The sequence below is a fragment of the Thermodesulfobacteriota bacterium genome (assembly GCA_040756475.1).
Taxonomy (GTDB): domain Bacteria; phylum Desulfobacterota; class Deferrisomatia; order Deferrisomatales; family JACRMM01; genus JBFLZB01.
This window is the reverse complement of sequence record JBFLZB010000155.1, coordinates 1-10,953: the sequence shown is the minus strand read 5'-3', so window position 1 is coordinate 10,953 and position 10,953 is coordinate 1. Positions and strand designations below refer to the sequence as shown.

Below are 10,953 nucleotides of genomic sequence, written 5' to 3'. Positions count from 1 at the left end.
CCCGCGCCCCCCCCCGGCGGGGCGCGCCCCCGCCGTACTCCCTCTTCCCTGCCCTCACCCCCGTGGAGCGGGCTGGGCGGGCCGCACGTAGCCCCACTCCACGAGCCGCTTGTAACAGTACTCGGCCATGGGGCCCTTCTGCACCTGCTCGAGCACCGCCGCGTAGGCCCGGGCGGCTTCGTCGCGGCGGTTCTGGGCTTCGAAGTTCCGGCCGCGGTAGAAGGTGATCTGGGGCTGGCCGGGGACGATTTGCTCGGCCGCTTCCAGGTGCCCCAGGCTCTCGGGGTGCTTCTGGAGCTCGAAGGCGAGCGCCCCGGCCGCGTACCGGGCCTGGTAGAGGCCGGGGTAGAGGGCCACGGCCCGCTCCGCCGAGGCGTAGGCTTCGGGGGTCTTCTTCGCAACGGCCTCCGCAATGGCCTTGTGCACCCAGACGAGGGCCTGGTCCGGAGCCATCTGGGAGGCCTCGCCCAACAGGCGCACCGCCTCGTCGTTCTTCTGGGCCGCCAGGGCCTTCCGGCCCTCGTCCATCTTGGCGTAGGCCGGCGCCGTGGCCCGCAGCTTCGCCGTGGCCCGGCGGAAGGGCTCCTCCCGCAGGGCCTCGCGGGTGCGCAGGTTGGCAGGCGCCCCGTCCGCCATCCGCCGGGCGCTCTCCAGGCGCTCGGAGGAGAGGGGATGGCTCAGGAAGAGCGTTTCCACCGCAGAGGGCTCCCGATCGTGGGCCGCAAGCAGGATCTCCATGGTCTGGGCCATCCCCTCGGGGTTGTACCCCGCTCGGGTCATGTAGTCGAAGCCCAGGTTGTCGGATTCGCGCTCCTGGTCGCGGCTGTACTTGCTCAGCACCAGGTTCGTGGCCAGGAGCCCCCCCTGGGCAAGCAGCTCGCCCCCCTGCACGTTGGCGGTCTGGAGCACCGCCACCCCCGCCGTGGTGACGAGCCCCGCGAGGACCTGCCGCGTGTAGCCCGCAGCCGCGTGGCGTGCGGTCACGTGCCCCACCTCGTGGCCCAGCACCGCGGCGAGCTGGGCCTCGTTGGTCATCTTGGTGAGCAGGCCCCGGGTGATGGAGATCTTTCCGCCGGGCAGGGCATAGGCGTTGACCTCCGAGCCGTTGACCACGTTGAACTCGTACTCCAGATTGGGCCGGTGGCTGAGGCGCCCGAGCTCTTCACCCACCGCCTGGACGTAGGCCTGGAGCGCCGGCTCCTGGAAGAGGCCTTCCGACATCTGGGTGTAGAGGGGGTAGGCCTCTTCCCCCATGCGCAGCTCCTGGGACTCGCTCAGGAGCGAGAACTGCTGGCGGCCGGTGACCGGGTTGACGGCACAGGCCGAGAGGAGGATCATCGCCGCCCCCAGAAACTGCAACGTCCACCGAGGCACCTTCCAGCGACACGTCGGATACACCATCTCGTTGCCTCCTCCCAAGACGCGAGGGGACGCCGGGTCGCCGTGGGGCGCCGGCAGCCCGGCCGGGCCCCCCCGATCCTACCCCCGCCCACGAGACCCGACAAGCCGCACCAAGAGGAACACTCATGACGAAGCCGTCCGCGCACCCCCTTCCCCCGAGCCTCTACTTCCGCAAGAAATACCAAGGCCTCATCGGCGTCCGCTCCAAGATGCCCATTCGGGACACCTCGGTGCTCTCGCGCCTCTACACGCCGGGGGTGGGCGCTTGTTGCCTGGCCATCGCCGACGACGAGGACGCCTCCCTGGAGCTCACCTGCCGGGGAGACAACGTGGCCCTGGTAACCGACGGCTCGGCCCTCTACGGCCTGGGGGAGGTGCCCGCCCTGGCGGCGCTGCCCATGCTGGAAGCGCGGGCGGTCCTCTTCAAGACGTTCGCCAACATCGACGCCTTTCCCCTGGCCCTCACCACCAAGGATGCCGACGAAATCACCGAGCTCGTGCGCCTGCTCACTCCCACGTTTGGGGGCGTGGTGCTCGACGACATCGGGGCGCCCAAGTGCTTTTCGGTGGAATACCGCCTGCGCCGGGCCCTGCCGGTGCCGGTGCTCGACGCCGACCAGCATGCCACGGGCATCGTGGTGGCCGCGGCGCTTCTCAACGCCCTCCAGGTCGTGAGCAAGACCCTGGAAGAGGTGAAGATCGTCATCGTGGGGGCGGCCGCCTCGGGGACGGGCACGGCCCGGCGGCTCCTGCGCCTGGGGGCGCGCAACGTCGTCCTCACCGACACCAAGGGGGCCATCCACCCCCAGCGCATGGAGAACATGAACTGGGCCAAGACCCTGCTCGCACGCCGCACCAACCCGGCGCGCCTGCGCGGCCCGCTGGAGGAGGTCATCCAGGGCGCCGACGTGGTGATCGGCCTGGCGGCCCCGGGCCTCATCACCGCCGACATGGTGCGCTCCATGGCCCCGGCCCCGGTGGTGTTCGCCCTGGCGCTCCCCGAGCCCGAGATCGGACCCGAGGAGGCCCTGGCGGGGGGCGCGGCGGTGTACGCCTCGGGCACCAGCGTGTTCCCGGTCCAGATCCGGTCCTCCACCGTGAGCCCCGGGTTCATGCGAGGGTGCCTCGACGCCCGGGCGCGCGACATCAACAACGCCATGTTCAACGCCGCGGTGCGCGCCATTGCCGGCCTCGTGCCCGAGAAGAAGCTCTCGGCCCACCGCATCCTCCCGGACCCCCTGGACCTCTCCGTCGGTCCGGCGGTGGCGGAGGCCGTGGCCCGCGCCGCCGTGGAGACCGGCCTGGCGGGCCGCGCCCCGGCCCCGGGGGAGATTGCCGAGCGCCTGCGCCGCTACCTCTATGAAGGGGAAGGTGCCTGGTACGAGGCCTCGGCCCGGGAGCGGGTTCCCCGCGGCTCCGACGTGGACGCCGAGTCCCTGGACCTGCACCGCAAGTACCACGGCTGCGTCGAGGTGGGGGTGAAGATCCCCATGCGCGACGAGCACATCTTCGTGGACCTCTACTCGCCCAAGGCCGCCGTGGAGCCCGCCCAGGAGATCATGCGCGACCCCTGCGCGGCCTACGAGTACACGGCCAAGCGAAACCTGGTGGCCGTGGTCTCCGACGGCTCGGCGGTGCTGGGCTTCGGAAACATCGGGCCCTGGGGGGCGCTTCCCGTAATGGAGGGCAAGGCCATCCTCTTCAAGACCTTCGGGGGAGTCGAGGCCTATCCCCTGTGCCTCGCCACCCAGGAGGTGGACGAGCTGGTGCGGGCGGTCGCACAGCTCTCCCCCGCCTTCGGCGGGATCAACCTGGAGGACATCTCCGCCCCCCGGTGCTTCGAGGTGGAGAGCCGCCTCCAGGAGGCCCTCGACATCCCCGTCTTCCACGACGACCAGCACGGGACCGCGGTCGTGGTGCTCGCGGGGCTCCTCAACGCCCTCAAGCTGCGGGGAACCGCCCTGGGGGACGTGCGCATCGTGGTCAACGGCGCCGGGGCGGCGGCGCTGGCGGTGACCCGGCTCCTCCTGGATGCCGGGGCGCGGGACGCGGTGGTGTGCGACCGCTCCGGGGCCCTGTACCAGGGCCGCAGGTCAGGGATGAACCCCTACAAGGACGAGATCGCCGCCCGCTCCAACCCGGACCGCCGCAAGGGTGACCTGGCCTCGGTGCTCCAGGGTGCCGACGTCTTCGTGGGGCTCTCGGTGGCGGGGGCGCTCACCCCGGGCATGATCCGAACCATGGCCCAGGACCCCCTGGTCTTCGCCCTGGCCAACCCGGTGCCCGAGATCCTCCCCGCCGAGGCCCGCGAGGCGGGCGCGTGGCTCGTGGCCACGGGGCGCAGCGACTTTCCCAACCAGGTGAACAACTGCCTCGCCTTTCCGGGCATCTTCCGGGGGGCGCTCGACGTGCGGGCCCGCCGCATCGACGAGGGGATGAAGATCGCCGCCGCCCGGGCCATCGCCGAGGCCGTGGCGCCGGACCGGCTCGGGCCCGAGCGGATCATCCCCGACGCCATGGACTTTTCCGTTCCCCCCAAGGTGGCGGAAGCCGTGGCCCGGGCCGCCCAGGAGTCGGGGGTGGCCCGCCTGAAGGTCAAGCCCGAGGAGGTGGGACGGCGCCTCACCGAGTACATCTACGAGGAGCGCCTGGTGGGGGAGTGGACGGGAGACGAAGAGGCCCCGGGCACCCTGCCCTCGAAGGGGTGACCGGACGCGGACGGGGGCATCACTCCAGCCGGAAGAGGTCCTCCGGAAAGCCGGGGTTCACGTCCAGGTCCTGAAAGACCACCTCCCGTACCCAGCCCCGCTCGGGGAGCTCTTCCCGCACCCCCACCGGGAGCCACAGGGCGCGGTCGATGCGAAACTCGTAGCGGGCCGGCACCCCGCGGAGGAAGTGGGCCTCGGCCTCCACGGCGGCCACCAGGTGGTCCCGGTATTCCCGGAGCACGGGGGGCGAGCGGGCCTCTGCCGTCAGGCTCCGGGCGATGTTGCGGACCAGGAGGCCCAGGTCGGTCTGGTCCACCCCCTGGCCGGGGGCGACGGCGAGCCTGGGGCTCCCCGGGTCCAGCGTCAACCGGAGGAACCGCAGGAAGCCCCCGGGCTGCACCCGGGCCCTTGGCTCCCCTTGGGGCCCGTCGGGCCGATACGGATAGACGAGGACGAGGCCGGCGCGGGGGGAGATGAACTCCAGGCGCAGGCGGTCGGGCTTCTGGAACCAGTACCGGAGGGTGGTACGCTCCGGCGGCGCGACCCCCACCCACGCGGTGGAGACGAGAAGCGCCCGGTAGTCGCGCACCGCCTCCCAGGCCGCCTCGAGCCGCGCCACGACGAGCTGCGGGGTCGGGTCTCCCGCGCCGCCTCCGGGGCCGGCCTCCCCGATCCCCGCCCAGAGGAGAAGGGCCATGAGCGCGCCCACGCCCCAGGAGGCCACCCCCCGCTCCCGCGAGACTGCGCCGGCCCCGGCGCCCGCACCGGCACGAGCACCTCCCGGCGACCGCAGCGCCGAGTGGTTCGTGCCCCGCTTCGGGCCCGCGCGCTTTCGCCTCATGGTGGGCCTGCTCTTCCTCCCCTACACGGGGATGGTGATCGCCTACACGGTGCTCGGGGCTCTCCTGGCGCCCCGGGTCGCCTGGGACCGGGTGGCGGCCCTGGCCCTCGTCTACTTCCTCGGCCTGGGAATCGGCGCCCACGCGCTCGACGCCCTGGGGAGCAAGGGGGTGAAGCCCTGGGGGCGTGCCTTCTCCCGTGCGCGGCTGCGGGCCCTGGCGGCGGGTTCCCTGACGCTGGCCTACGCCATCGGCCTCTACTACATCGTGCGCCACGTGCCGTGGCTCGCGCCCGTGGCCGTGCTGGAGGGGTTCTTCGTCTTCGCCTACAACCTGGAGTGGTTCGGCGGCCGCTTCCACACCGACGGGTGGTTCGCCTTCTCCTGGGGCTTGCTCCCGGTGCTGGCCGGCGAGCTCATGCAGACCAACCAGGTGTCGGCCGCCGGGCTCCTCCTGGGGGCCGGCGCGGCCCTGCTGAGCCGGGTCGAGATTACCGCCTCCCGCCCCTACAAGGCCCTCAAACGCCGCCCGGACCCCCTCGCCCCGGAGGAGCGCGACGTGCTGGTCCGCTACGAGACGGTGTTGCGCAGCGTGAGCCTGGGAGTCCTCCTCCTCGCCCTGGGGCTCCTCCTGGGCCGCCTCTGGGCCGGGTGACCGCCCACTCCCCACGGGGCGCGATGGTCCCTCATCGGCCCCTTCCCGCAGGGCAGGGGGGCCTCCGGAGGCCCGTGACCAGGGCGGCCGCCCCCCACGTGAGGCGCCGCACGCGCACATCTTCGAACCCGTGGCGCTCCAGGGCACCCACGGCGTCGGCGACCCAGGTGGTGTGCCGCAGGAGGCCGGGCAGGCCGTCCAGGGCTTCCCGCCACGCGGGGTACAGCCGGCCCCACGCGGCGCCCAGGAGGCGCAGGTAGGCCTCCCAGATCCGCGCCAGAACCCGCGAAGCCGGGTACGTGAAGTCGTGGAGCAGGATCGCGCCCCCCGGGCGCAGCATCCCCGCCGCGTTGGCCGCCAGGGCCTCCATGTCGGCGTACTTGGCCAGGTACGACGACGCGATGCAGTCCACGGGCGGCCGCACCGCCACCTCCTCGGCACGCCCCTGGACGAAACACACGTTGGAGATCCCGCGCCGGCGCTTCTCCTCCTGGGCGAGGGCCGCGTATTCCCGGCGCAGCTCCACCCCCACCACCAGGCTCCCGGGCAGGCGGCGCGCGAGCCCGAAGGTGAGGATGCCCGTGCCCGAGGCCTGATCCAAGACCCGAGCGGCGTGCGGCGGGACGGCCGACAAGATCCGGTGCTTCCACCAGAGGTCGAAGCCCAGGGTCCCGAAGGTCGCGGTGAGGCGGTAGCTCGTCCCGGTCCCCGAGAAGAACCGCTCCACGAGCTCCTGCTGGGGCGCTGTGTCCATCTGGGCTCCGTGTCGGGTGACGGGTGCCAACAGCCAACCCCCAACCCCAAGTCTAGCCGCCAGGAAGGCCAGGGCCAAGCCCGGCGGAGCAGGTAGCTGGTTCCGGCCGGGAACCGGGGCTTGCGCGGGCGCCCGTTTCCCGCGACGATGGCTCGCACCACGTGCTGCGCGGAGGAAGCACCATGATCCTGCCCCGATGGCCGTTCGTTCGCCGGGCCCTGGCGATGCTGGGCCTGCTCCTCGTGAGCGGCCCGGCCGGCGCCGCGGTGTACGACCCGGCGCTCACCTGGCGCACCCTCGAGACCCCCCACTTCCGCATCCACTACCACGACGGCCTGGAGGCCGAAGCCGCCGTGCTCGCCGAAATCGCCGAGGAAGTCCACGGGCCCATGACGGAGCTGCTGGGCTGGTCGCCCCGCCAGCCCACGGAGGTCACCCTGGTGGACCGCACCGACCGGGCCAACGGCTACACCACGGTGCTCCCCTACAACCAGGTCGTCCTCTTCCCCGTGCGGCCGGCGCTGCTCCAGAGCATCGGAGATTACCGCGGGTGGCTGCGCACCGTGTTCGTGCACGAGTACGCCCACGTGCTGGGGCTCGACCCCGTGAGGGGCTACTCGGCGCTCACCCGGAAGGTCTTCGGCCGGGTCGGCGTGCCGCTGACCCCCCTGGGGGCGTTCTTCTGGTTCTTCGCCGCCCCCCCCAACCTCTTCCTGCCCCGGTGGGTCCACGAGGGCCAGGCGACCAACCTGGAGACCGACCTCACCGGGCGGGGCCGGAAGGGGTCCACGTGGTACCGCATGATCTACCGGTCCGACGTGGCCGCCGGCACCGTGCCCCCCCTGGACCGGCTGGGGGGCGACTTCCCCGAGTGGCCCAGCTACGCCACCCCCTACATCTACGGGGCCCGCCTCCTCCAGGTCGTCCAGGAGCGGGGGGGCCCCGAGGCACTGGGGGCGCTCTTCCGGGGGCACTCCGGGCGCTTCCCCTACGCCATCGACGCCCCCCCCGCCCGGGCCACCGGCCTCACCTATCAGGGGCTCCACCGGCAGATGGCGGCCGACCTGGAGGCCGAGTTCCGGCCGGAGATCGAGGGCTTGCGGTCCCGGGGCCTCACCCCCTACCGGGTCCTCACCGACTCGGGCTACACGGCAGGCGGCCCCCTGTGGGAGGCCGACGACGCCCTCCTCTACACCCGCGCCGACACCTACGGCCCGCCGGCGCTCCGCCGCCTGCGGGTGCCCCAGCGCGACGGGGCTTCCCCCCGGGAGCAGGCCCTGGCCGAGCGGCCGGGCTCCCAGGCCCGCCCGACTCTCCTCGCCGGGGGCCGCATCGCGTTTACCCGGCTGGAGGTCTTCCGCCCCGCGGCAGGGGGCCTGCTCTACACCGATCTCTATGCCTGCGATCCCGGGGGAGGAGGGCTCGAGCGCCTGACCCGGGGGGCGCGCCTGCGGGAGGCCGACTGGAGCGAAGCTGCCGGGGCCTTTGCCGCCGTGGAGCTCCAGGGGCCGGACCAGCGCCTGGTCCTGTTCGGCCCGCCCGGCGGCGGCGGTGGGGAAGCCCTGCGCCCCCTCCTGTCCGAGCCCGGCGTGCGCTACGACACCCCCCGCTGGTCCCCCGACGGCACCCGGATCGCCTTTTCCCGAAAGACCGAAGAGGGGCACGCGCGGCTCGCCCTGCTCACCGTGGCCACCGGCGAGCTTCGCCTCCTCACCCCCGAGGGCTCCCAGGCGGGCTTTCCCGCCTGGAGCCCCGACGGGCGCGAGCTCGCCTTCGCCTGGGACCGTTCCGGGGTCTTCGACCTCTACGCCCTCGACCCCCAGACCGGGCGGTGCCGGCGGCTCACCCGGGTGCTGGGGGGCGCCTTCGAGCCCGACTGGTCCCCCGGCGGCGCGCGCCTGGCCTTCACCGCGTACTCCCACCGAGGCTTCGACGTGGCGGTGCTCGAGCTCGCCGACGCTCTCGGGGAAACCGTGGAGCTGCCCCCGCCCGAGAAACCTGCCTCCCCCGTAGAGGAACCCCGCCCCAGGCCGGGCGCCGAGGGCAGCCCCTACTCCCCCTGGCCCCGGGTGCTGCCCACCTTCTGGCTCCCCGACCTCGTCTCGGACAACCAGGGCCTCGGCGCCGGCGCCTGGACCACCGGCCACGACCCCCTGCTCCGCCACAAGTACTACGCGGCCGGCTACTGGGCCGGCGCGAGCCGCCGGTTCTACGGGCAGGGGCTCTACGTCAACGACGCGTGGTACCCCACCGTGACCCTCCACGCCGCCAAGCTCCCGGTCCTCCACTCCGAGCTCTTCGAGACCCCGCGGAAGGACTACCCCTACTGGGAGGAGCTGCGCACCGCGGGCGCCGAGGCGCGCCTGGACCTGCCCCGGGCCCTGCGGGCCTGGAGCTTTGCCGTCTCCTGGGCCTGGGAGGACCTGTCGCGCCTCTCCCGGGTGCAGGAGGACCTGGACGGCCGCCGAGACCTGGCGGACCTGCCCTTCCAGGGCCGGACGAACCCCCTGGCCCTCTCCCTGCTCTACGACGCCGCGTTCCCCCGGCACACCCCCTTCACGGTGGGCCCCGAGGGGGGCCGGGTCCTCCTGGGGACGTACCGCCTGCGCCACGAGCTCCTGGGCGCCGAGCTCGACCGACAGGAGCTCGTGGGGGAGTGGCGGGAGTACCTGCCCGTGCCCCTTGCGCAGCGGACCACCCTGGCCCTGCGCGCCAAGGGAGGCACCGGGTGGGGCGACGTGCCCTTCCAGTCGGTCTTCCAGGTGGGGGGTACCGGGGGGGAGTTCCCGGTGCGGGGCTACCCCCTGCGGGTGGACCGGGGGGAGCGGGCGGCGGTGGGGACGGCGGAGCTGCGCGCGCCGCTCTGGTCCGTGTTTCGGGGAATCCGCGACTGGCCCCTTTTCCTGGGGCGGCTCCACGCGGCGGCCTTCTTCGACGGGGGCCGCACCTGGCGGGGGGGAGACGGCCAGTGGAGGAAGGGCGCCGGCGCCGAGCTCCGGGCCGACACCCTGCTCGGCTACTACTTCCCCACCACCCTGGTCCTGGGCTACGCCCACGGCTTCGACGACGACGGGGAAGACCAGCTCTACATCACCTTCGGGGGCGCGTACTGATCCCCTGGGCCGGCGATCCTCCGCCAGGATCCAAAACGCGATCGGGATCGGTATCGGGATCGGGACCGACCGCGATTTCGATTTCGATTTCGACTTGGGGGGCCGCTGGACCCGCGGAGGGGGCCTCGCTACCCCTCGCCCTCCGGCGGCGAACCCGCCTCGGGCTCGGCGATCCACTGCTTCAGGACGAGGTCGAGATCCCCGAACTTGCTCCGCTGGCGCGCCATCAGGCGCTTGAACCGGCGTTCCCCGTGGGCCCGGCGGCTGGGCTCCTCCCACCGCTCCACCCGGCCGCACCCCCCGCAACGGCGCTGCCCCTCGCCGGCCGGGCGCAGGAGCTTGCGCGAAGACGAGCCCTTCTGGCAGGAAGGGCAGTTGACGGGGACGTTCTCCGGGTCGAACGGATCGTGGGTCATGGGACGCCTTTGGGAGGCAGCGGGGGCAGACGAGCGGCGGGAATGATACCCAAGAAGGGGGCTTGGGGCCAGCGAAACGGAGGCGTGCCGTGGGCATCGAGATCGAGCGGAAGTTCCTGGTGCGGGGCGACGGATGGCGCGCCGGAGCGTCGGGGCAGGAGATCCGCCAGGGCTACCTCTCCTGCGACCCGGACCGCACCGTGCGCGTGCGCCTCTCCGGGCACCAGGGCTTGCTCACCGTCAAGGGCCGCCCCCGGGGTCTCGTCCGAACCGAGTTCGAGTACCCGATTCCCGGGCCGGATGCCCAAGCCCTCCTGGACCACCTGTGCCTGCGGCCCCTCATCGAGAAGACCCGGTACCGGGTGACCCACGTCGACCATCTCTGGGAGGTGGACGAGTTCTGGGGCGAGAACCGGGGCCTGGTGCTGGCCGAGGTCGAGCTGGCCGACCCGGCGGAGGCCGTGGACCTACCCGAGTGGGCGGGGGAAGAGGTCTCCCACGACCCCCGCTACGCCAACGCCAACCTGGCCCGAAATCCCTTCCTGCGCTGGTGACCCCCGGCCCGGAATCCCTCGCGCAGGGCCGCCTCCAGCGCCGTGCGCAGCCGCTCCACGTCGTCCCCCGGGCGCTCTTCGAGGCCCGGGAGGCGGCAGCTTCGCCCCGCGGAGGTGCCGGACGTGAATAGCCTCTAAAGACAATATCGATGCAAAATAGACCATAGCGACTATTTCCTTGACTCTCCCCTGGTCCTATCGTCTAATTCGCCTATCTTCCCCCTGGATTGCTTTTATCGCCTATAGGACGCGGGATGGTCGATCCGAACTCGGACTTCGCCTGCCTCACCGCCGACCTCGTCGCCTCCCGCAGGAGCCGAGACCGGGCCGCTACCCAAGTGCACCTGGAATGCGCCCTCCGGCAGGTCAACGAGTCTCTGGGCGGGTCGATCGCCGTGCCCTTTTCCGTCACCCTGGGGGACGAGTGGCAGGGGCTCCTCCTCACGCCGGCGGCCGCCCTGGAGGCCGACTTCCGCATTCGCCATCTCCTCCACCCCCTCCCCGTGGCGAGCGG

At 72.6% G+C, this 10,953-nt stretch carries 9 protein-coding genes; 5 read left to right on the top strand and 4 right to left on the bottom strand.

Annotation, left to right across the window (positions count from 1 at the left end; all coding sequences use genetic code 11):
- Window positions 1-54: 54 nt before the first annotated feature.
- Entirely contained in the window at window positions 55-1,401 is a 1,347-nt protein-coding gene (locus AB1578_17925) for a M48 family metalloprotease (protein ID MEW6489772.1), read from the bottom strand.
- Window positions 1,402-1,526: 125 nt separating this feature from the next.
- Here AB1578_17925 and AB1578_17920 point away from each other — a divergent pair, with 125 nt between their 5' ends.
- Entirely contained in the window at window positions 1,527-4,109 is a 2,583-nt protein-coding gene (locus AB1578_17920; GenBank protein ID MEW6489771.1) for a malic enzyme-like NAD(P)-binding protein, read from the top strand.
- A gap of 19 nt (window positions 4,110-4,128) precedes the next feature.
- On the opposite strand, the gene AB1578_17915 is transcribed toward AB1578_17920, so the two are convergent.
- Window positions 4,129-4,833, bottom strand: coding sequence for a hypothetical protein (locus tag AB1578_17915; GenBank protein MEW6489770.1), 705 nt, complete (start codon window positions 4,831-4,833; stop codon window positions 4,129-4,131).
- On the opposite strand from AB1578_17915, the gene AB1578_17910 reads away from it, so the two are divergent.
- Window positions 4,805-5,602, top strand: coding sequence for a hypothetical protein (locus AB1578_17910; protein MEW6489769.1), 798 nt, complete (start codon window positions 4,805-4,807; stop codon window positions 5,600-5,602). The genes AB1578_17915 and AB1578_17910 overlap by 29 nt on opposite strands.
- A gap of 31 nt (window positions 5,603-5,633) precedes the next feature.
- Here AB1578_17910 and AB1578_17905 read toward each other — a convergent pair whose 3' ends face one another.
- Entirely contained in the window at window positions 5,634-6,356 is a 723-nt protein-coding gene (locus AB1578_17905; GenBank protein MEW6489768.1) for a methyltransferase domain-containing protein, read from the bottom strand.
- Window positions 6,357-6,538: 182 nt separating this feature from the next.
- Here AB1578_17905 and AB1578_17900 point away from each other — a divergent pair, with 182 nt between their 5' ends.
- Window positions 6,539-9,469: a hypothetical protein gene (locus AB1578_17900; GenBank protein MEW6489767.1), complete on the top strand. Its 2,931-nt coding sequence runs from the start codon at window positions 6,539-6,541 to the stop codon at window positions 9,467-9,469.
- A gap of 128 nt (window positions 9,470-9,597) precedes the next feature.
- Here the strand turns inward: AB1578_17900 and AB1578_17895 are convergent, their stop codons facing one another.
- Window positions 9,598-9,885, bottom strand: coding sequence for a hypothetical protein (locus AB1578_17895; GenBank protein MEW6489766.1), 288 nt, complete (start codon window positions 9,883-9,885; stop codon window positions 9,598-9,600).
- A gap of 89 nt (window positions 9,886-9,974) precedes the next feature.
- On the opposite strand from AB1578_17895, the gene AB1578_17890 reads away from it, so the two are divergent.
- Complete coding sequence (locus tag AB1578_17890) at window positions 9,975-10,439, top strand: CYTH domain-containing protein (protein MEW6489765.1); 465 nt, start codon at window positions 9,975-9,977, stop codon at window positions 10,437-10,439.
- A gap of 254 nt (window positions 10,440-10,693) precedes the next feature.
- A partial coding sequence (locus AB1578_17885; GenBank protein MEW6489764.1) for a SatD family protein occupies window positions 10,694-10,953 on the top strand: 260 nt, incomplete at its 3' end.